Annotated in this window: 21 protein-coding genes; 20 read left to right on the top strand and 1 reads right to left on the bottom strand. The window is 63.2% G+C overall.

What is annotated here, in order from left to right:
* The first annotated feature begins 86 nt into the window (after positions 1–86).
* From P0Y58_16630 to P0Y58_16535, 20 genes are all read left to right on the top strand, one after another.
* On the top strand, positions 87–992 hold the full coding sequence (locus P0Y58_16630; protein WEK28531.1) for a VOC family protein: 906 nt from the start codon (positions 87–89) through the stop codon (positions 990–992).
* On the top strand, positions 989–1864 hold the full coding sequence (locus P0Y58_16625; protein WEK28530.1) for an acyl CoA--acetate/3-ketoacid CoA transferase subunit alpha: 876 nt from the start codon (positions 989–991) through the stop codon (positions 1862–1864). The genes P0Y58_16630 and P0Y58_16625 overlap by 4 nt, the downstream gene beginning before the upstream one ends.
* A gap of 11 nt (positions 1865–1875) precedes the next feature.
* Positions 1876–2673, top strand: a complete 798-nt coding sequence (locus tag P0Y58_16620; GenBank protein WEK28529.1) for a ketoacid CoA transferase — start codon at positions 1876–1878, stop codon at positions 2671–2673.
* A gap of 16 nt (positions 2674–2689) precedes the next feature.
* Positions 2690–3601, top strand: a complete 912-nt coding sequence (locus P0Y58_16615) for an enoyl-CoA hydratase (protein WEK28528.1) — start codon at positions 2690–2692, stop codon at positions 3599–3601.
* Entirely contained in the window at positions 3598–4704 is a 1107-nt protein-coding gene (locus P0Y58_16610) for a nitronate monooxygenase (protein ID WEK28527.1), read from the top strand. The genes P0Y58_16615 and P0Y58_16610 overlap by 4 nt, the downstream gene beginning before the upstream one ends.
* Complete coding sequence (locus P0Y58_16605) at positions 4701–5453, top strand: enoyl-CoA hydratase family protein (protein WEK28526.1); 753 nt, start codon at positions 4701–4703, stop codon at positions 5451–5453. Before P0Y58_16610 ends, P0Y58_16605 begins: the two co-directional genes overlap by 4 nt.
* A 9-nt stretch (positions 5454–5462) precedes the next feature.
* Positions 5463–6623 (top strand): acyl-CoA dehydrogenase family protein, encoded by a 1161-nt coding sequence (locus P0Y58_16600; GenBank protein WEK28525.1) that lies wholly within the window; start codon positions 5463–5465, stop codon positions 6621–6623.
* A 9-nt stretch (positions 6624–6632) separates the two neighbouring features.
* The gene (locus tag P0Y58_16595) at positions 6633–7691 is read left to right on the top strand and encodes an acyl-CoA/acyl-ACP dehydrogenase (protein WEK28524.1); all 1059 of its coding nucleotides are present in this window, start codon (positions 6633–6635) and stop codon (positions 7689–7691) included.
* 3 nt (positions 7692–7694) lie between these two features.
* Entirely contained in the window at positions 7695–8846 is a 1152-nt protein-coding gene (locus tag P0Y58_16590; protein ID WEK28523.1) for an acetyl-CoA C-acetyltransferase, read from the top strand.
* A gap of 33 nt (positions 8847–8879) precedes the next feature.
* Positions 8880–9758: an SDR family oxidoreductase gene (locus tag P0Y58_16585; GenBank protein ID WEK28522.1), complete on the top strand. Its 879-nt coding sequence runs from the start codon at positions 8880–8882 to the stop codon at positions 9756–9758.
* Between the two features lie 146 nt (positions 9759–9904).
* Positions 9905–10690 carry an SDR family oxidoreductase gene (locus P0Y58_16580; GenBank protein WEK28521.1) on the top strand — a complete coding sequence of 262 codons (786 nt, stop codon included), beginning with the start codon at positions 9905–9907 and terminating at the stop codon, positions 10688–10690.
* Between the two features lie 9 nt (positions 10691–10699).
* Positions 10700–11170, top strand: coding sequence for a MaoC family dehydratase (locus P0Y58_16575; protein ID WEK28520.1), 471 nt, complete (start codon positions 10700–10702; stop codon positions 11168–11170).
* A gap of 8 nt (positions 11171–11178) precedes the next feature.
* Positions 11179–12387: an acetyl-CoA C-acyltransferase gene (locus P0Y58_16570; GenBank protein WEK28519.1), complete on the top strand. Its 1209-nt coding sequence runs from the start codon at positions 11179–11181 to the stop codon at positions 12385–12387.
* A 158-nt stretch (positions 12388–12545) separates the two neighbouring features.
* Positions 12546–13589 (top strand): YCF48-related protein, encoded by a 1044-nt coding sequence (locus tag P0Y58_16565; GenBank protein ID WEK28518.1) that lies wholly within the window; start codon positions 12546–12548, stop codon positions 13587–13589.
* The gene (locus P0Y58_16560; GenBank protein WEK28517.1) at positions 13576–15966 is read left to right on the top strand and encodes an MMPL family transporter; all 2391 of its coding nucleotides are present in this window, start codon (positions 13576–13578) and stop codon (positions 15964–15966) included. Before P0Y58_16565 ends, P0Y58_16560 begins: the two co-directional genes overlap by 14 nt.
* A 48-nt stretch (positions 15967–16014) precedes the next feature.
* Positions 16015–17265, top strand: coding sequence for a helix-turn-helix transcriptional regulator (locus P0Y58_16555; protein WEK28516.1), 1251 nt, complete (start codon positions 16015–16017; stop codon positions 17263–17265).
* Positions 17266–17397: 132 nt separating this feature from the next.
* The gene (locus P0Y58_16550) at positions 17398–18162 is read left to right on the top strand and encodes an SDR family oxidoreductase (GenBank protein WEK28515.1); all 765 of its coding nucleotides are present in this window, start codon (positions 17398–17400) and stop codon (positions 18160–18162) included.
* A gap of 23 nt (positions 18163–18185) precedes the next feature.
* Complete coding sequence (locus tag P0Y58_16545; protein ID WEK28514.1) at positions 18186–19019, top strand: SDR family NAD(P)-dependent oxidoreductase; 834 nt, start codon at positions 18186–18188, stop codon at positions 19017–19019.
* 122 nt (positions 19020–19141) lie between these two features.
* A complete protein-coding gene (locus P0Y58_16540; GenBank protein ID WEK28513.1) occupies positions 19142–20179 on the top strand; it encodes a Rieske 2Fe-2S domain-containing protein in 1038 nt (345 codons plus the stop codon).
* A 25-nt stretch (positions 20180–20204) separates the two neighbouring features.
* On the top strand, positions 20205–21392 hold the full coding sequence (locus P0Y58_16535) for an MFS transporter (protein ID WEK28512.1): 1188 nt from the start codon (positions 20205–20207) through the stop codon (positions 21390–21392).
* 110 nt (positions 21393–21502) lie between these two features.
* Here P0Y58_16535 and P0Y58_16530 read toward each other — a convergent pair whose 3' ends face one another.
* On the bottom strand, positions 21503–21901 hold the full coding sequence (locus tag P0Y58_16530; protein ID WEK28511.1) for a hypothetical protein: 399 nt from the start codon (positions 21899–21901) through the stop codon (positions 21503–21505).
* Positions 21902–21934 lie beyond the last annotated feature (33 nt).

Raw genomic sequence — 21934 nt, 5'->3', positions numbered from 1 at the left:
CTGCTTAGTCTCAACGGACGATGAGCACCAGGCCCGCCCTCAGCACAATGAAGACCAACAAAGGTCCAGTCATTGAGGAGCAGGGCATGATGGATATTCGGGGGCTGAGCTACTTCGTCGCTCAAATCGAAAACCTCAGTCAGTGGCAACGTTATGCCGAAGACGTGCTGGGCATGATGGTGGTGCCCGCGCCCGGTGGCGGACTGTACGTGAAGATGGACGAGCGGCCGTTCCGTATGCTGATCGTCGAAGGCGCCGAGGCGGGCTACCTGGCCTCTGGCTGGGAGCTGGCCAGCGAGCGCGCTTTCAACGCCGCCTTGCAGGCCTTGGAGCAGAACGGTGTGCGCTGGCAAGCAGGCACTGCCGCCGAGACCGAGCAGCGTGGCGTGCAGGCACTGGTCAGTGTGCTGGACCCCTCCGGCAACCGCCACGAGCTGAGCTGGGGGCATCGTTCCGACTGCCTGCCCTTCGTCTCGCCGCAAGGCGTGCCGGGCTTTGTCACCGGCGACATGGGCCTGGGTCACACCGTGCTGCCGGCCCCGGACTTTGACGCGACCCTGGCCTTCGTCAAAAACGTGCTGGGCTTCGAGCTGTCGGACATCTTCAACTTTCGCCCCGACCCGGCAGCGCCGCCGATCCGCATTCACTTCCTGCATTGCCGCAACAGCCGCCACCACTCGCTGGCGCTGGCGGAGTTCGCGGTGCCTTCAGGCTGCGTGCACGTGATGGTGGAAGTGGGCTCGATGACCGAAGTGGGCCGTGCCCATGACCGGCGCCTGGCCCACCAGGTGCCGCTGTCGGCCACCCTCGGCCAGCACCTCAATGACCAGATGACCTCGTTTTACATGAAGACCCCGTCCGGCTTCGACCTGGAGTACGGCTACGGCGGCCTGCAAGTGGACTGGGCTGAGCATTCGGCCTTCGAATTTACCCGGGTAAGCCTGTGGGGGCATGACTTTTCCGTCGGCCAACAGCAAGGAGATGTGCAATGAACAAGCAAATGACGGCAGCCGATGCCGTGGCGCACCTGCGCGATGGCATGACCATCGGCTTCGGCGGCTGGGGGCCACGGCGCAAACCGATGGCGGTTGTCCGCGAGATTCTGCGTTCTCCCGTCAAGGACCTGACCGTGGTCGCCTACGGCGGCCCTGAGGTGGGCATGCTGTGCGCGGCGGGCAAGGTCAAAAAGCTGGTATTCGGCTTCGCCACCCTCGACGCGATTCCGCTGGAGCCCTATTTCCGAAAAGCCCGCGAAGCCGGTGGGCTGGAATTGCTTGAGGTGGATGAGGGCATGTTCCAGTGGGGCCTGCGCGCAGCGGCCATGCGTTTGCCGTTTTTGCCGACCCGCTGCGGCCTGGCTACCGATGTCACGCGGCTGAACCCTGAGCTTAAAACCATTCAGTCGCCGTATGACGACGGCGAAGTACTGCTGGCCATGCCCGCCCTCAACCTTGATGTGGCGTTTGTCCACGTCAACGTCGCTGACCGCCTGGGCAACACCCTGGTGACCGGCCCGGACCCGTATTTCGACCACCTGTTCGCCCGCGCTGCCCAGCAGTGCTTTGTGTCTTGCGAGCAATTGCACGAACGACTGGAACTGACCACCGAGCAGGCGCGCTGCAACACCTTCGAACGTTACCTGGTCAGCGGCGTGATCCATGCACCGTTCGGCGCCCACCCCACCGCCTGCCAGCCCGAGTATGGCTGGGACCTGGGCCACCTCAAACGCTATGCCGCCAGTGCCGGTGAAGAGGGCGGCTGGCAAGCCTATGTGGCGCAGTACGTGGCGGCCGGTGAGCAGGCTTATCAAGTGCAGAACGGCGGTACCGAACGCATGGGCTCCCTGGCCCTGCCAGTGTTCTGAGGAGGATGAAAATGTCGACTACCTGTGAATTTACCCTCGCGGAACTGATGATCGTCGCGGCCAGCGAAGCCTGGCGTGACAACGGCGAGCTGATCGCCTCGGGCCTGGGCGTGATCCCGCGTCTGGGCGCCAGCCTGGCCAAGCTCAGCCACAGTCCGCAACTGCTGATGACCGACAGCGAGGCCTACCTGGTCGAAGAGCCTATCCCGCTGGGGCCGCGTGGTGATCATGTGCCGAAATATTCCGGTTCGCTGAACTTCGAACGGGTGTTCGAGTGCGTCTGGGGAGGCCGCCGTCACGCCATGATCGGCCCGACGCAGATCGACCGCTGGGGCCAGAGCAACCTCTCCTGCGTGGGCGATTACCACAAGCCCAAGGCCGCAATGCTGGGTGTGCGCGGCTTGCCCGGCAACAGCATCAACCACATCAACTCGTTCTTTGTGCCCAGCCATAACACCCGCGTGTTTGTCAGCGGCGAGGTGGACATGGTCTCCGGCGTCGGTTTCAAGGCCGACCGCTGGCCACAAGGGGTACGCCGCGACCTGATGGACATCCGCCTGATCGTCACCGACTTGTGCGTGATGGATTTCGACGGCCCGGACCGCGCGGTTCAGGTGCGCAGCTTGCACCCGGGGGTGAGCTTCGAGCAGGTGCAGGAAAACACCGGTTTCCCGTTGCTCAAGTCAGCGTCGCTGAAAGAAACCGTACACCCGACGCCTGAGCAACTGGCCCTGATCCGTCGGCTCGACCCCCATGATCTGCGCAGTTCGGCGATCAAGGGCAACCCGGCTGGCATTCGCGTGGCGTAAGGCGAGGGACATGAGCATGAACAGCCCTGACAGTGAATTCGTCGAGCGAGCAGACCATTCGGTGTACGAAACACAGGAACCGGTGTTGTACAGCGTGGCAGAGGGTATCGCCACGCTCACCATGAACCGGCCAGCCTTCAACAATGCGCAGAACTCGCAGATGACCTATGCGCTGGATGCGGCGCTGCGCCAGGCCGTCAACGATGACGCGGTCAAGGTCATTGTGCTGCGCGGGGCCGGCAAGCATTTTTCGGCCGGCCATGACATTGGCACGCCCGGGCGCGATATCAACAAACCGTTCGAGCGCGCGCACCTGTGGTGGGACCACACCAACAAGCCGGGTGGCGAGCAGCTGTATGCCCGCGAGCAAGAGGTGTACCTGGGCATGTGCCGGCGCTGGCGCGAACTGCCCAAGCCGACCATTGCCATGGTCCAGGGTGCGTGTGTGGCCGGTGGGCTGATGCTGGCCTGGGTCTGCGACCTGATCGTGGCCAGCGACGATGCGTTTTTCCAGGACCCTGTAGTACGCATGGGCATTCCGGGGGTGGAGTACTTCGCTCACCCGTATGAGCTGAACCCACGTATCGCCAAGGAGTTTCTGTTCACCGGCGACCGCATGAGCGCCGAACGCGCCTACCAGATGGGCATGGTCAATCGGGTACTGCCACGCGAGCAACTGGAGCAGGGCACCTATGCGCTGGCGGCCGGAATCGCTCGGCAGCCGCGAATGGGCCTGGCGCTGACCAAACAGGCCATCAACCACGTCGAGGATCTGCAGGGCAAGCGTACTGCGATGGACGCTGCCTTTGCGTGGCATCACTTCGCCCATGCCCACAACGAGCTGCTGTCGGGTGACAAGCTGGGCGGCTTCGATGCCAAGGCCATGGCCCAGGCCAACAAGGCTGCCGCCAGTGGAGAGCAGGCATGAGCCGCTGGTTGTGTACGCCACTGACCGAAGCCTTGGGCTGCCGCTACCCGATCGTGCAGACCGCCATGGGATGGGTTGCAGACGCCAACCTGGTCATTGCCACAACCCGCGCCGGTGGGTTCGGTTTTCTGGCCGGGGCAACGATTGCGGCCGATGCCCTGGAAGGCGAGATCAACAAGGTCATCGCCGCCACCGGTGGCAGTAATTTCGGCCTGAACTTCCACATGTTCCAGGAGAACGCGGCGCAATGCGTTGACCTGGCGATTCGCTACCGCCTGCGTGCAGTCAGTTATGGACGTGGTCCGGACAAACAGACCATCGCCCGTTTCAAGGCCGCCGGGGTGCTGTGCATCCCGACGGTAGGTGCGCTCAAGCACGCATTGAAGGCGGTAGAGCTGGGCGCGGACATGATCACCATCCAGGGCGGTGAGGGCGGCGGGCATACCGGTGGTGTGCCCAGTTCGATCCTCTTGCCCCAGGTGCTCGCGGCGGTATCGGTGCCCGTAATCGCCGCAGGCGGTTACTCCACCGGCAGAGGCCTTGCCGGCGCGCTGGCAGCCGGCGCCGTGGGTATTGCCATGGGCACGCGCTTTTTGATGACCCAGGACTCGCCAACGCCGTCGAGGACCTTGGTGCATTACCTGGAGGTCAACGACCCGCAACGGGTGCGGGTGACCACTGCAGTGGATGGCATGCGCCACCGCATGATCGAGAACCCGTTCATCAACCGCCTGGAGCAGGCCGGATCTTTCGGGCGCCTGAGCATAGCGTTGCGCAGCGCCTGGCAATGGAAGCAGCAAACCGGAATGAGCCTGAGCCATCTGTTCGGTGTCCTGCGCCAGGCACTCAAGGAAGACCCCGGCGCGCTGTCGCAAACGGTAATGGCTGCCAACCAGCCGGTACTGCTGCAGCGTTCGATGATCGACGGTGTTCCGGACGAGGGCATTCTGCCCAGCGGCCAGGTGGCCGCCGCCATTGACGAACTCAAGAGTTGCCAGCAAGTGATCGAAGAAATTGCCCAGGAAGCCGAGCGCTGCCTGGAAGCCCTATTGGCTCGCCACGGCGAACATCAGCCAGCCGAGCGTTGGAGAACACCCTCATGAGTCAAGCATTTACCACACAGATCGAGGCGGGCATCGCCGAGCTGGTGCTGGCCAAACCGCCGGTCAATGCCCTGGGCAGTCAGGAGTGGATGGACCTGGCCCATCAGGTCGAAGCACTGGGCGCCAACCCCGATGTCCGGGTGATCGTCATCCGTGCCGAAGGGCGCGGTTTCTGCGCCGGTGTCGACATCAAGGAACTGGACGCCCACCCCGAGCGCATCGTCGCGGTCAACGCCGGTAACTATGCGGCGTTCAAGGCGGTGCATCGCAACCCGGTGCCGGTCATCGTCGCCGTGCACGGCTTCGTCCTCGGCGGCGGCGTCGGCATTACCGGCGCTGCCGACATTGTGGTGGCCTCCGAGTGCGCCACCTTTGCCTTGCCAGAAGTAGACCGTGGGGCCATGGGCGGCGGCGCGCACCTGCAGCGTTTGTTCCCGGTGCAGAAGGTTCGTTATCTGTTCTTCACCGGCGACAAGATCGGCGCCGCCGAGGCCGCGCAGTACGGCTTCATCGAGCGCGTGGTGCCCAAAGAGCAGCTGCGCGAAACGGCACTGGAGATCGCCGGCAAAATCGCCGCCAAGAGCCCGGTGATGATCCGTATCGCCAAGGAAGCCCTCAACGGCATCGAGGACGGCAACCTGGAAGACAAATACCGCTGGGAGCAGGGCCTCACCCTGCAGGCCTACACCAGTCCGGATTCTGCACAAACCCGCCGCGCCTTCGTCGAAAAACGCGACGCCAAGTTCTGAGAGGGTGCCATGGAACTCGCTTATACCCCCAAGCAAAAGGCCTTCCGTGCGGAAGTGCGTGAATGGCTGGCGGCCAATCAGCCGGCTACGCCCCTGGCCAACTACGACACCCGTGAAGGCTTCGAGCAGCACCGGGCCTGGGAGGCGAAGCTGTTCGAGCAGCGCCTGTCGATGGTCATGTGGCCCAAAGCCTACGGCGGGCGCGGTTGCGACCTGATCGAGTGGCTGATTTTCGAGGAGGAGTACTACGGCGCCGACGCGCCGATGCGCATCAACCAGAACGGTCAGCTGCTGCTCGGCCCGACGTTGATGGAGTTCGGTACCGAGGCGCAGAAACAGCGCTTCCTGCCGCGCATGGCCTCCAGTGTCGACATGTGGGCCCAGGGCTGGTCCGAGCCCAACGCCGGCTCCGACATGGCCGCGATCACCAGCAAGGCCATCCGCGATGGCGATCACTATGTGCTCAACGGGCAGAAAACCTGGTCCAGCCGCGCACTGTTTGCCGACTGGCTGTTTGGCCTGTTCCGCAGCGACCCGGCCTCGACCCGGCACAACGGCCTGTCGTTCGTGATGGTACCGCTGGATGCCCCAGGCGTGACCATTCGGCCGATCAAGGCGCTGAATGGCAAGAACACCTTCGCCGAAGTGTTTTTCGACGATGTGCGCGTGCCGGTTGAAAACTGCATTGGCGCCGAAGGCCAGGGCTGGCATGTGGCGATGGCCACCGCGGGCTTTGAGCGCGGGTTGTTGTTGCGTTCACCGGCACGTTTCCAGGCCACGGCGCGCAAGTTGGTACAGCTGTACAACGCCAACCGCCAGAGTGCCGACCGCGACCCCAGCATCCGCGATGCGGTTGTCGAGGCCTGGCTGGGCGCTGAAGGCTATGCGCTGTCGTCCTATCACACCGTCGGGCGTTTGAGCCGTGGCGCGCAGATTGGCGCCGAGTCGAGCATCAACAAGATCATCTGGTCGGAGCTCGACCTGAAGATGCACGAAACCGCCATGCGCATCCTTGGCGCGCGCGGCGAGCTGTTGAGCAGCGCTGCGCAAGCGGTCGAAGGCGGTTGGCTTGATGGCTTCCTGTTCGCTCAGGCCGGGCCGATCTACGCCGGCACCAACGAAATCCAGCGCAACATCATCGCCGAGCGCATGCTCGGCTTGCCGAAATAGGAGCCGGCCATGGACTTTACCTTTACCGATGATCAGCTCACGTTTCGCGAAGCCATCAGCCGTTTCCTCATGACCGAGGCGGCGCCCGAGATGCTGCGTGAGATCTGGGAAACCGATACAGGCCGCTCCACTGACTTGCGCAACAAGATTGCCGGACAGGGTCTGACGGCATTGTCGGTGCCCGAGCAGTTCGGCGGCCTGGGCATGGACGATGTGGCCTGGACGCTGATGACCCAGGAGCTGGGTTACTACGCCATCCCGGACTCGCTGGCCGACACGGCTTATGTGGTTACCGGGCTGCTGAATGGCCTGCCCGACGACAACCCGGTCAAAGCCCGCCTGTTGCCGCGCATAGCCGAAGGCAGCGTGCGCCTGGCAATCGGCCACCCGATCAACCCGCTGGTGCCCGATGCACCGCTGGCCGAGTGGCTGATCCTTGCCCACGGCGATGAAGTGCATGCGGTGCCGCGCGCGCAGGTCGACGTCCAGGCCAACGCCAGTATCGATGCCTCCAGGCGCCTGGGGTTGGTGAGCTGGCAGCCAACGCCTGACACCCTGCTGGTCGGCGGCGAACAGGGGCGGGCCTTGTGGGCCGAGACCCTGAACCGCGGCGCCTTGTCGGTGGCCGGCCAGTTGCTCGGGCTGGCCCAGCGGATCCTGGACCTGTCGGTGGACTACGTGGCCCAGCGCAAGCAGTTCGGCAAGCCGATCGGCAGCTTCCAGGCGGTCAAGCATCACCTGGCCGATGTTGCCTGCAAGATCGAGTTCGCCAAACCTGTGCTGTACCGCGCGGCCTATGCCCTGGCCCAGGGTGATCGCCGTGCCGACGTCTATGTTTCGCAGGCCAGGCTGGCCTGTTGCGACGCCAGCTGGCTGGCGGCACGCCAGGGTATCCAGGTGCACGGGGCGATGGGTTACACCTGGGAAGTCGACCTGCAGATGTTCATGAAGCGCGTGTGGTCGCTGGACCCGTCCTGGGGCGACCGTGCCACCCATAAAACCCGCGTCGCCGCCTATGTGCTCAGCGATGAAGCCCGGCTTGGGCCGGGCGCCACCTTCGAGGACTGAGCCATGCCCCAAGCGTATATCGTCGATGCCCTGCGCAGCCCCACGGGCAAGCGCAAAGGCAGCCTGGCCCATGTGCATGCCATTGACCTGGGTGCGCATGTGTTGAACGCGCTGGTCGAGCGCAATGCCATTCCAGCCCACGCGTATGACGACGTGATTTTCGGCTGTGTCGACGCCATCGGCTCGCAAGCGGGCGACATTGCCCGCACCAGCTGGCTGGCTGCCGGCTTGCCGCTGAACGTACCGGGCACCACGGTCGACCGGCAGTGTGGTTCGTCGCAACAGGCGCTGCATTTTGCTGCCCAGGCGGTGATGAGTGGCATGCAGGAGGTGGTGGCTGTGGGTGGCGTGCAGACCATGACCCAGATCCCGATCTCGTCGGCGATGCTCGCTGGCCAACCGCTGGGCTTCAGTGACCCGTTTTCCGGCAGCAAAGGCTGGCAGGCGCGCTTTGGTCAGCAGCCGGTCAATCAGTTTTACGCCGCCCAGCGCATCGCCGATCACTGGCAGATCAGCCGCGAAGACATGGAGGTGTTTGCCCTGGAAAGCCATCGCCGTGCCCTGGCGGCCGCGGATGCCGGCTATTTCGCCAGCGAGATCGTTGCCTGCGAGGGCCTGACCTTTGATGAGACGCCACGGGTCAGCAGCCTGGAGAAAATGGCCAGCCTGGAGCCTGTGAGCGCTGAGTACCCGTCGATCACAGCCGCCGTATCGAGCCAGACGTGCGATGCGTCTGCGGCGTTGCTAGTGGTCTCAGAGGCGGCGCTCAAGCGCTACAACCTGACCCCCAGGGCGCGTATTCATCACCTGTCAGTGCTCGGCGACGACCCGATCTGGCATCTCACTGCACCGATTGCGGCCACCCGTGCAGCGCTCAGGAAGGCCGGCCTGCGCATGGCCGATATCGACCTGGTGGAAATCAACGAAGCCTTTGCCTCGGTGGTCATGGCCTGGGCCAAGGAGCTCGATTACGACCCGGCTCGCACCAACGTCAATGGCGGCGCCATCGCCCTTGGCCACCCGCTGGGCGCTACCGGTGCGCGCTTGATGACCACCTTGCTGCATTCGCTTGAGCGCACCGGCGGGCGTTATGGCCTGCAAACCATGTGCGAAGGCGGCGGCCAGGCCAACGTCAGCATTATCGAACGGCTTTGAAGCCGGCCACACTCAACAACAGGAAAACACCCTATGGGAATCTGTGCAGGTCGTACCGCGATCATCACCGGTGCCGGTGGCGGGCTGGGCCGCGCCTATGCGCTGGCATTTGCCGCTGAAGGCGCCAATGTGGTGGTCAATGACATTCGTCGCGAGGCCGCCGAGGCGGTGGTCGACGAGATTTGCTCGAATGGCGGCCAGGCAATCGCCAATGACGGCGACATCACCAGCCTGAGCAGCGCTCAAGGCATCGTCGATGCTGCACTGACAGCGTTCGGCGAAGTGCATGTGCTGGTCAACAACGCCGGGGTGCTGCGTGATCGCATGTTCATCAGCCTGACGGAAGAGGACTGGGACATGGTCATGCGCGTGCACCTCAAGGGGCATTACTGCCTGGCCAACATCCTTGGCCGGCGCTGGCGCGATCAGGCCAAAGCCGGTACGCCGGTGGCGGCGCGCATTATCAACACCAGTTCCGGCGCCGGCTTGCAGGGCTCGATCGGGCAATCCAACTATGCGGCGGCCAAAGGCGGTATCGCTTCGTTGACCCTGGTGCAGGCGGCGGAACTGGCCCGCTATGGCGTCACCGCCAATGCCCTGGCCCCGGCGGCGCGCACGGCGATGACCGAAAGCGCAATGCCGGACATGGTCAAGAAACCCGAAGACGACAGCTTCGACGCCTGGGCGGCAGAGAACGTCGCACCTTTGGTGGTGTGGCTGGGCAGCGAGGCCTCCGGGCATGTCAGCGGCCAGCTGTTCGAGAGCCAGGGTGGCCGGATCTCCCTGGGTGATGGCTGGCGTACCGGCGTCACCCGCGACAAAGGTGCGCGCTGGCAGGTCGCTGAAGTAGGGGCTGCGGTCGATGCGATCCTCAACGAAGCACCCAAGGCGCAAAAGGTCTGGGGCACCTGAGCGCAGCTTGATGCACAGGCGTCGGTGTTGCCGGCGCCTGCCTCTGATTCCCTCGCGACAACCGACCCCGTCCGTTTTGACGATGTGCCTGCCCCCAGCGGCCTTTATACCTGTCGACAACCTGTTTTCTGTCAGAGGTATACCACGTGAAACAAGCCCCTCCTTATGTGCCAGGCCACCAGTTGCTGGCTGGCAAATCCGTGCTCATCACTGCCGCTGCCGGCGCTGGCATCGGCTATGCCGCGGCCAGACGCTGCGCTGAAGAAGGCTGCCGCGCCCTGATGATTTCCGATGTTCATCCCCGGCGCCTGGAACAGGCGGTTGAACAGCTCAAGGCCGACACCGGCTTGCAGGCCGTGTACGGCCAACTGTGCAACGTCACCGTCGAGACCGAGGTGCAAGCCCTGGTCGCCGCCGCCGAACAGGCCCTTGGCGGCGTCGATGTGCTGATCAACAACGCAGGCCTTGGTGGCTCCAGGCGCGTTACCGAGATGAGCGATGAGGAGTGGCTGCGGGTGATCGACGTGACCCTCACCGGCACCTTCCGCATGACCCGCGCGATGCTGCCGCACATGGAACGCCGCGGTAGCGGCGCGATCGTCAACAACGCTTCGGTGCTTGGCTGGCGTGCGCAGAAAGAGCAGGCGCACTACGCCGCCGCCAAGGCCGGGGTCATGGCGCTGACCCGCTGCAGTGCGCTGGAAGCCGCCGAAAGCGGGGTGCGCATCAACGCCGTGTCGCCGTCTATTGCCTTGCACGAATTTCTCAAGAAGGCCAGCAGCGAAGAACTGCTGGCCAGACTGGCCGACCGCGAAGCCTTTGGCCGCGCCGCTGAAGTCTGGGAAGTCGCCAACGTCATGATCTTCCTGGCCAGCGATTACGCCTCCTACATGGTCGGCGAAGTGCTGTCGGTCAGTTCACAACAGGCTTGAGGGCACCCCATGAGCACCCGATTCAGTAGCGCCGAGCAAATGCTCAAGGCCCAGGGACTGGACCTGGGCGTCACCGACTGGCTGCAGCTGACCCAGGCACGGGTCAATCTGTTTGCCGAAGCCACGGGCGATCAGCAGTGGATACATGTCGACCCCGAGCGCGCCGCCAATGGCCCGTTCGGAGCGTGCATCGCCCATGGCTACCTGACCCTGGCCCTGGCCAACCTGTTCATGCCACAGCTGATGAGCATCGACAACATGGCCATGGGGGTGAACTACGGCACTGACCGCGTGCGTTTCCCGGCCGTGGTGAAAGTCGGTGCGCGGGTACGTGGCCGAGGCCAGGTCATCAGCGCCGAGCTGATCGGCAGCGCGGTACAGCTGGTGGTGCGCATCAGCGTCGAGATCGAGGGCGCCGAACGCCCTGGCTGCGTGGTCGACACCATCAGCCGTTACACCTTCAACCCCATCACCGAGTGAGCCTGTTCATGGACAAGCAAGACGTTGTAATCGTAGCGACTGCCCGTACCGCGCTGAGCAAATCCTTTCGCGGCGCTTTCAACGACACCGAAGCCCCGGTGCTTGGCGGCCATGTGGTGCGCGCGGTGGTCGAACGTGCCGGTATCGAGCCTGGCGCGGTGGATGACGTGATCATGGGGGCGGCAGTACAGCAGGGCACCCAGGGCTACAACATTGGCAGGCTGTGCGCCTACACCGGCGGTTTGCCCGACAGTGTGCCAGGCATGGCCCTGGACCGTATGTGCGCCTCCGGCCTGATCAGTATCGGCATGGCGGCGAAGAACATTCTGGCCGGTGAAATGAGCATTGCCATCGGCGGGGGGGTCGAGTCGCTCTCGCTGACCCAGAACAAGCACAAGAACACCTATCGCAACCAGTCAGAGGCGGTGCTGGCGTGCATGCCAAGCGCCTATATCCCGATGATCGAAACCGCCGAGATCGTTGCCCGGCGCTATGGTATCAGCCGCGCGGCCCAGGACGAGTACTCGCTGCAAAGCCAGCAGCGCACGGCGGCCGCCCAGCGCGACGGCCTGTTCGACGAAGAAATCGTATCGCTGCCAGTGCGCAAGCTGCGCTTTGACAAGGAGGGCCAGCCCGATGGCCATGAGCAGGTGGTGGCCGATCGCGACGAGTGCAACCGTCCTTCGACCCGTTTCGAAGACCTGGCGGCGCTCAAGCCCGTGTGGAAGAACGGCCAATGGGTGGAGCAGGGCGAGTTCATTACCGCCGGCAACGCCTCGCAGTTCTCTGATGGCGCCTCGGCCAGCCTGCTGATGAGCCGCGTCGAGGCAGCCCGACGCGGCCTGAAACCGCTGGGGACGTACCGTGGCATCGCCGTGGCCGGCTGCGCGCCGGAAGAGATGGGCATCGGCCCGGTGCTGGCGGTGCCCAAACTGCTCAACCGCTTCGGTTTGAACGTGGCCGACATCGGGCTGTGGGAAATCAACGAAGCCTTTGCCTGCCAGGTCCTGCATTGCCGCGATGCCCTGGGCATTCCCCCGGAGCGCCTGAACGTCAACGGCGGCGCTATTTCGATTGGTCACCCGTTTGGCATGTCGGGTGCGCGCATGGTCGGGCATGGCTTGCTGGAAGGGCGCCGTCGCGGCGTGCGCTACGTGGTCGTGGCCATGTGCATTGGGGGTGGAATGGGCGCGGCGGGTCTGTTCGAGCTGGACTGACCCGCACTTTCGTCGATCGGCGCCGGGGTAGGCCATTTGGACGATGTCCCGCAGGCCGAGCAGACGGACTATCTACACACCTCAGTCAACAACGGTTGCAAACACCGCGCCCCGGTGGCGCGGTGATTCACGACTACAAAAACAAGAGGGTGGACCGTATGTCTATTGTTGAGCGCCTGGATGTCGCTGCACGCAGTCGCCCATGCGCCAAGCTGATTGCCTATTTCGTGTGCATTACGGTCGCCGCAATCGTTGCGCTGGCATTTACCCCACGCGGTGCGCTGAACATCGCCCAGACCACGCTGAATACCGAACGCATGCAGATAAACGGCCTGCTCAATCTGGGCACGCGGCAGGTGGCGGTGGGTGAGCGCGGCACCATCCTCACCAGCGATGACCGCGGTCGCACCTGGCAACAAGCCACGGTCGAGCCGCAACGCCAGATTTCCCTGACGGCTGTGACCGCGTTAACCCCCAGGCAATTGGTTGCCGTTGGCCAGGACAGCCTGATTCTTCGCTCCAATGACGCTGGCAGCAGCTGGCAAGAGGTTCATTTCGACCCCGATGCAGGCGAGCCGTTGCTGGGGGCCTGGGCAGCCGGTGGCGATCAGGTTGCCGTGTTCGGTAGCTATGGCAAGTTTTATCAGTCCGACGATGCCGGACGTAGCTGGCGCGCGCTGGCGCTGGAGGTCGACCGCGCCCATCTCAATGCAATGGACGGCGGCAGCGATGGCCGGCGCATGCTGGTGGGCGAGCAGGGCCTGGTGCTGCGCAGCGCCGATAACGGCAAGCACTGGCAACAGCTGTCGGCGTTCTACAACGGCTCATTGTTTGGCGTGGTGCGCCTGAGTGCCCAGCGTTGGGTGACCTACGGCATGCGCGGCCACGTGTTTGTCACCGACAACTTCGGTGAGCAGTGGCAGGCGATCAAGGTCGGCAATACCCAGCCGCTTTATGGTCATGTAACGCTACCGGACCACCGCGGCGTACTGATTGTCGGCGGCGGCAGCTCGATGGTGCGCCTGGACGCAGAAGGCCGCCTGATCGGCACCACCCGGCAACCGGGGTTGGGCACCTTGACCTCAGCCATTGTGGTGGGCACCGATCAGCTGCTGGTAGCCGGTGAACGGGGCGTTTTCCAGGGGAATGGCAACAGCGTTGCCGCGCTGGGCAAAGGAGAGCAAATTCATGAAGTACGCTAAAGCCCGGTCCGCGCGCATGGTCGAGCGTTGCGCCGACCTGCTGTTGGCACGACGCAAACTGCTGTTGACGGTATTCCTGCTGCTGACCCTGGGCCTTGGCTACAGCGCCACCCACACCCAGCTCGACCCGGGTTTCAACAAGCAGATCCCGGTGCGACATGAGTACATGCTCAACTTCCTCGATTTCAGTCAGTACTTCACCGGCGCCAACCGCTTTCTGGTCAGTGTCAGATGGAAGGGCGAGGGCGATATCTACAACCCAGCGTTTCTCGACACGCTGCGCAAGGTGACTGACGATGTGTTCTTTATCAACGGGGTCAGCCGCGCCAGCGTTACATCCCTGTTCACCGCCAACGTGCGTTACATCGAAATCACCGAAGAAGGCTTTTTTGGTGACGTGGTGGTACCGCCGCGCTTCACGGCCAGCGCCGAAGACCTGGCTCAGGTGCGCAGCAACGCCGCGCGCTCCGGGCAGGTTGGGCGGCTGGTGGCCAATGACCTGAAGTCGGCGATGGTCCGTGCAGATTTGCAGGACGTGGACCCGCAATCAGGCAAATCGGTCAGTTACGTTGAAGTCGCCAAGCGCCTGGAAGCCATTCGCGCCAAATACAGCAGCGATCAGATCGAGATCAACATCGTCGGTTTCGCCAAGCTGGTGGGTGATGTGGTCGAGGGGCTGATGACCGTGATCGGCTTTTTTGTCGTCGCCTTCCTGATCACCGGCCTGTTGCTGTGGCTCTATTCACGCTCGTTGCGCCTGACGGTAGTGGCGCTGTTGGTTGCTTTGCTGCCAGTGGTCTGGCTGTTGGGCTTGTTGCCGCTGATGGGCCTGGGGATCGACCCGATGTCGATACTGGTGCCGTTCCTGATATTTTCCATCGGTGTTTCGCACGCTGTGCAGATGACCAACGCCTGGAAACAGGAAGTGCTGGCCGGCAAGGACTCGCTGCAGGCGGCGCGCCTGGCCTTTTGCAAGATCTTCATTCCAGGCTCCCTGGCATTGCTGATGAATGCCCTGGGCTTTGCCGTGATCATGCTGATCGACATCCCGATCGTGCATGAACTGGGGGTGACGGCCTGCATCGGCGTGATGCTGATGATCATCACCAACAAGCTGATGTTGCCGATCATCATTTCCTACCTGCGCCTGGAACGTAGTGTGCTGAGCAAGGAGCGGGTCCAGCAGCAGGGCAGGCACCCGCTGTGGTGGCGCTTGTCGGCGCTGGCCGAACCACGCCCGGCCCTGGTGGTGCTGGTGCTCGGCGTGATGCTGCTGAGTGTGGCGGTGTTCAAGGCCCGCCAGCTGGAGGTCGGTGACATCGGTGCGGGTGCGCCGGAGCTGCGCGCCGAGTCGCGCTATAACCAGGACAACACGAAAATTGTCAGCAGTTATTCCATCGGCCTCGATGTGCTGGCGGTGTTCGTCCGGGCCCAGGGCCTGGAGGAGGCCTGCCTGTCACCGTCGGTGATGCGTGCGGTGGAGGCCTTCGACTTCCAGATGCGCAGCGTCACTGGCGTGCAGTCGGTGCAGTCGGTGGCCGGCTTTGGCAAGACGGTGATTGCCGGCAACAACGAAGGCAACCCACGCTGGGCGGCGATACCGGGGTCGGCTCGCGGGTTGAGCCAAGGCGCCCGTGCCTATATGCCCGAGGACGGTCTGGTGACCGATGGCTGCCAGCAGATGCAGATTCTGGTGTTTCTCACCGACCACGATGGCGCCACGGTGTCGCATGTGGTCCAGGAAGCCAAGCGCATCATTGCCCAGGTCCAGGTGCCGGAAATCAGGTTCTTCCTTGGCGGTGGCAACGTCGGGGTAATGGCGGCATCCAACGACGCGGTCAAGCGCGCCGAGGTGCTGATGCTGGTGGCGTTGTTTGGTTCGGTGCTGTTGTTCTGCTGGTTGACCTTCAAGTCGTTGCGCGCGGTGTTGTGCATCCTGGTGCCGTTGGCCATCGTGGCGGTCCTGTGCAATGCACTGATGGCCATGCTTGGCATCGGGCTGAAAGTGGCGACCCTGCCGGTGATGGCGCTTGGGGTCGGCGTGGGGGTTGACTACGGCATCTACCTGTACGAGCGGATTCAGCACGAAATGGCCGAGGGCGCCGACCTGCGCCTGGCGTTCTACCAGGCCATGTGCCAACGCGGAACAGCGGCCGTTTTCACTGCGCTGACCATGTCGATCGGGGTGTGCACCTGGGCCTTTGCACCGCTCAAATTCCAGGCCGATATGGGGGTATTGCTATCGTTCATGTTTCTGGTCAATGTGCTCGGGGCAATTTTCCTGCTCCCGGCTTTGGCCGCCTGGTTCAACCTCGGCAAACCCCTGGTTGCGGTCAAGGCGGACCGTGCAGTGCGCGCGCACGTGTTTGAATCATAACAATAACAGCGGGCACGGCCTGGGCTGTGCCCCGCGAGGAGACGGGCGATGGGAAATTCCACCTTGGGGTTTGAAGCGCTGGCAGAAATGGGTATGGAGCTGGCTGAATACGACACGCTCATCGGCGAGTTCTATGACGGCTCGCTGAACCACAAGTTGATGGCCAAGACCCTGCGCCACGTACGCAGCCTGTACCAGGCCAATTATGTCACCTTGATCTTGAGAGTGCCTGAGCAGCCGGACCTGGGCCTGATGATTGTGGTCGGTGATATCGAAGGCGAGGGGGAGGTGAGCTACTGGGCCTACCCGCAAGCCGTCACCCCCTTCAGCAACCCGCCGATGGACCAGGTGTTCACCGTCGATGACCTGATGACCGAAGCCGAGTGGGCCAATTCGGTGTACTACAAGACTTACGGTACCGTGCACGACACCTACCACATCATGGGGGCCGACGTTTCCACCCCCGACGGCGGCAAGCTGCGCTTTCGCATTACCCGGCCGAAAGCCGCGCCGAAATTCACCGCCTCCGAGCGCACCCTGTGTGAAATGATCCTGCCGCATTTGCGCCGTGCGATGCACGTGCACAACCTGCTTGACCGCAGCGAGTCGATCAGCGAGCTGTATGCCCAGGCCATCAGCCGTTTGTCAGTGGCCACCATCGTGCTTGACCAGAATGGCAGCGTGCTGCGCCTCAACCCGGTGGCCAGCGAGCTGCTGGAACAGGCCGATGGCCTGAAACTGGTGGGTGGCCGCCTTGAGGCCACCTATCCCAGCGACAACCGCGAACTGCAGCGCCTGGTGCGCAATGCCTTTGCGCGCGACGCCAGTAGCGAACAGGTCAGCACCGCCGCCGAAGCGATGTCGGTGGCCAGGCCATCGGGGCAGGTCAACCTGGGGGTGGTGATCGAAGCCATTCCTACCCAGGACTGGGCCGAGGGCAAGAGTAAACCTGCGGTCGTGGTCTACATCCGCGACGCGGTGGGCCGCTCCATGGCTAGCGAAACGGTGACCAAGCAACTGTTCAACCTGACGCGGGCCGAAACCGCGCTGGCCATGGAGCTGGCTAACGGCCTGTCGCTTGAAGAGGCCGCCGAAGTATTGAATGTGCGCCGCAACACCGCACGGGCGCATTTGCGCTCGATCTTTTCGAAGACCGGTGTGCGCCGCCAGACGGAGTTGGTGCGCATCATTCTCAACAGTGTGGTTGCCTTGGGAAAGCCCAAACTGGCAGCGTTGCCAAGCGAAAAACCGGAAAAGCCGGTATTGAAGCTGGCCACCGCGGCGCGCAATAGCGCCTGACCTTCGCCCTGATCACCCAAACGCCCCGGCCCTGCTTGCAAGGCCGGGGCGTTTTAGTCCGTGCGGACGATGTTGTCGGGTTTACACGGCACCAATACTAGGCAACACCGTCATTCAACAAGGAGCAACGTTATGCCAGTTACAGCGGTCAGCGGGTCTGCGTCCGGTATCGGCGCGGCAGTCTGCCAGGCGCTACGCGCTGCCGGGCACCGCATCATCGGCATCGACCGGGCAAATGCCGAGGTGATTGCCGACCTGTCCAGCGCAACCGGGCGCCAAGCTGCCATCAGTGCGGTGCTTGAGCACAGCGGCGGGGTGCTCGACGGCCTGGTGTGCTGCGCCGGGGTTGGCTCCAGCGCGGTGTCCGATACCATCGTGTCGGTCAACTACTTTGGTGTCTGTGAGCTGCTTGACGGCCTGGCCGATGCCTTGGCCAAGGGCGAGCAACCCGCCGCGGTGGTGATCGGTTCGATCGCCGCCACCCACGTCAACCCCGATCAGCAACCGATGATCGCGGCCATGCTCGCCGGCAACGAAGCGCTGGCGCTGGAACACGCCAATGCCTTGGGGCAGTCCCATGTGGCGTATGCCAGTTCCAAATACGCAGTAACCTGCAATGCCCGTAGCAAGGCGGTTGCCTGGGCCAGACAAGGTATACGCCTTAATGTGGTGGCGCCTGGGGCAGTCGAGACGCCGTTGCACCAGGCGTCGCTGAACGATCCCCGCTTTGCCAAGGCGGTCCGTGAGTTTGTCGCACCGCTGGGGCGCGCCGGCAACCCTGAGGAGATCGCCCAGGTGGTGGCATTCTTGCAGTCGGCTCACGCCAGCTTCGTCCACGGCACTGTGATGTTTGTCGATGGTGGTATGGATGCCATGGTTCGTCCGGCACGTTTCTAGCCCTTGTCCACGTGAGAACAACCATGACCAAGGTGGCATTCATTACCGGGGCAAGTCGCGGTATCGGGCGCGAGACAGCATTGGCCTTTGCCCGGGCCGGGTTCGATGTGGCAATCAGTGCTCGCACTGTGGAGGAGGGCGACAGCACCACGCATCGGCTGCGCGATGCTCAGGGCGTGCCCCTGGCGGGCAGCCTGAACAGCACGGCAGCCGCTATCCGCGCCATGGGGCGCAAGGCTTTGGTAGTGCCTATGGACCTGCTGGACAGCGCCTCGGTATTGGCCGCCGGCCAGGCAGTATTGGCGGCGTTCGGGCGCATCGATGTGCTGGTCAACAACGCCATCTATCAGGGCCGCGACCTCAACAGCGCCTTCATGTCGCTGCAGCCGCAGACCATGGAGCGGGTGTTCCAGGGCTATGTGCTGGCGCCGCTGTTGCTGACCCAGGCCGTGCTGCCCGGCATGCTCGAACGGGGCGCCGGGGTGGTGATCAACGTCACCTCCGGCGCTGGTGAAGGCGACCCGCCGGTGGCCGCCGCTGACGGAGGCTGGGGCTATGCCTACGGTGCGGGCAAGGCGGCGGTCTCCAGGGTTTCGGGCGTGCTTGTCGCCGAGCTGGGCGAGCAGGGCATCTGCGCTTTTACGCTCAACCCGGGGGTGGTCACCACCGACGCGCTGAAGGCTACGATCGGCGAAAACGGCTTGCTGGCCTTGCGCATTGGCACAGCGCCCCCCCAAGTGCCGGCAGAGGTGATGGTGTGGCTGGCCGTCAACGATCAGGCAGTGCGCTTCCAGCGGCGCACCATCGCCGCGCAGGCGTTTGCGCTAGAGCACGGCATCGTCGCCGACTGGCGATGAACACGGGCTGAAGAAGTACTCGTGGTGCTCACCTAGTCCATGCGGAGGATGAGCACCGGCGCCTGCTCGGTGAAGATTGACCGGGCAAGTTACCGGGGATTTCCACACGAGGAACAATAACAATGACCAAGCTCGCAGCAATCAATGTCGAAACTGCTCTGGCCCCTCGCTTTGGCCGAGGCTGGCACTGCCTGGGGGAAGCGGCCGACTACCGTGATGGCCAACTGCACACCCTGAACATCTTCGGCACGCGTTTGCTGGCATTTGCCACATCCAGCGGCCAGATCAGCGTCATTGATGCACATTGCCCGCATATGGGCGCAGACCTCTCGCGCGGCACCCTGGAAAATGACCGGGTGGTATGCCCCTTTCATCACTGGCAGTACGACGCCAGCGGCAAGTGCGTGGAGATCCCGTACTGCAAGCGTATCCCGCCGAAAGCCAAGACCCGCAGTTGGCTGACCTGTGAAGAAAACAACCTGCTGTTTGTCTGGAACAATCCGGAAGGCAAGGCGCCGGCTGACGGCGTGGTGATTCCTCATCTGCCGGAACAGGACAGTGACGAATGGCTGCACGACTGGCACATGGACAAGCTGACTATCGAGACCAACCCACGCGAACTGGTCGATAACCTGGCAGATGCCCAACACTTCGGGCCGGTTCATGGCACGCCAACCAAGTATTTTGCCAACGTCTTCGAAGGCCACATTGCCCAGCAGATTTTCCATGGTGACTCCGAGCGCCTGGGCGGGGACCTGGTGGCCGAGTCAGCCTACTACGGGCCGGCCACGCACTTCACCCGGATGCGCGCGGTGTTCGAGGGCATGGAGATCCACTCGATCCTGCTCAACTGTCATGTGCCGATCACGGCCAACAGTTTTGAGCTGCGTTTTGGCTGCATGGTGAAGAAAGTGCCGGGTTGGAGCGAAGAACAGAATCGGGAAATGGCCAAGGACTACGTGATGCGAAACCGCGAATCCTTTTACCAGGACGTGGATATCTGGGCGCACAAGATTCGGGTGAACAACCCGGTTTTGGCCGAAGGCGATGGTCCGGTCTATCAACTGCGCGAATGGTACGAGCAGTTTTTCATGGACGAAACCAACGTGCCGAGCGCCATGGCCGAGCGCCGCGAAATCATTACCGTCGGCCAGCGCTGAAAACCACCCGGGGCAGGAGAGAGCAATGAACCTGAATGGCCGTAAAACACTGGCGATCATGCTGGCCGCCAGCTTCGCTTCGACGATTGGCGGCTTGCCGTTCAATACCTTGCCTATCCTGCTCGGGTCGATGGTCGACAGCCTGGGCTTTACAGTGGAACAGATCGGCCTGCTGGGGTCGGTGTGTTTTGCCGGCTACCTGCTCGGAACGCTGTTGGCAGTGGTGCTGATCGACCGCCTGAACTGGCGCTGGCTGACCCTGGGTTGTGCGCTTGGCGCTGCTGCAGCATATGGGATGTCATCCTGGCTGCCGGCCACGGCCCAGTTGCCGCTGTGGGCGGTGATCGGCTTTTTTGCTGCGCTGATGACCTGTCTGGGCATGCGCATCATGGGTGAAATGGTCAACAAGGAACGCGCCCTGGGGATGCGCCTGGGCATTGAACTGGGGGTGGTGGCCGCTGTGCTGTTCGCCTTGCCATCGCTGGTGATTGCCTATTTTCACTACACCGGCGCGGCTTTGATGCTGGCTGCGATCATCCTGCTGTTGAGCCTCAGCGCGCTGGCATTGCCCCGGCGCCAGGACTTCGTTCACGAAGCGCAGCAGGCACACACCGGCTCGTTGCTCTCGCGCTTCAGGTTTCCACCGGCGGCCTATGCGGCACTGGCGTTTTTCTTCCTGTTCGGCGCCGGGCAGATTGGCCTCTGGGCCTTCCTTGAGCGCTTGGGCCATGGTCTGGCGTTGCAGCCAGCGGAACTGGGCATCGTCTTCGCCGTGCTGAAACTGCTGGGCGGCGCAGCGGCGCTGGCGTTGGCCGTGGTGGGTGACCGCCTGGGCGTGCGCATCCCCCATGTCATCGTTCTCGCGGTGCTGGGTACCGGGCTCTTGCTACTGGGTAACGCCGAAGGCTTCCTGATGTATGCCACCGGCGCCTGGATCTGGGAAGTGGGCTTCACCTGGGGCTGCGTCTATCAGACCGCAGCAATTGCCCGCCTGGACCGCAGTGGTCGCTCGATCATGCTGATACCAGGAGCGTTTGCCCTGAGCTCCATGGCAGGTCCGGCCCTGGCCGGGCAACTGGTCGGTGAGGGCTTCGGCATGCTGCTGTGGTTGGCAGCTGGCTGTGCGCTGATCCCGGTGCTGGCCTTTACCTGGCTGCTGGCGCAACGGTTGCAGAGCGAGGGCACTGGCTGCGCAGTGAGTGTTCAGGTTTGATGGCTGGCACGCTGTAAGGAGAAGAGGCCGGACGATGCTGCAGATGTAGCCGCGCGGAGAAATACCGAGGTGGAGTTGCGGGAGGTTGACCGCACGCTGGAAGCCAGGACTCAACAAGCCGTGCGCGAACGGGAAGCGACACCTAGGTGGAGTCGATAAATTCGAAAAAGCAGCGGATGAGGCCCGGGAACGCCAGCCACCTTCAGTGCGGGGAAGACCACACATGCGGCGTAGGGCTCACTGTATTGAGTCGTTAGTCCTTGAACGTCGAACACTGTTTGACCTGGCGGGAACCCCAGGTTTTGAGCGTGCTCAAGGCTATGAAGTACCCCCTCCTGTTCCCCATTAGCCTCAGCGACTTCAATGACCTTCTGCCGGAGCGTGTCCACATCGCCGTCAGCCACTTCGGTGAAAAACTGCTGCCTGCGATGCCTTGCGTAGCCAAATCCTGCGGCATTTGCAGAGCCAATCCGGTTCAACGCAATGCATGCAACAGTAACAAGCTCCATCCCTTTCCTCCTTCGGTTTGCCGGCGCAGCACT

Source organism: Candidatus Pseudomonas phytovorans, from assembly GCA_029202525.1.
In the GTDB taxonomy this organism is placed as follows: domain Bacteria; phylum Pseudomonadota; class Gammaproteobacteria; order Pseudomonadales; family Pseudomonadaceae; genus Aquipseudomonas; species Aquipseudomonas phytovorans.
This window is presented reverse-complemented; position numbering and strand designations above follow the sequence as displayed.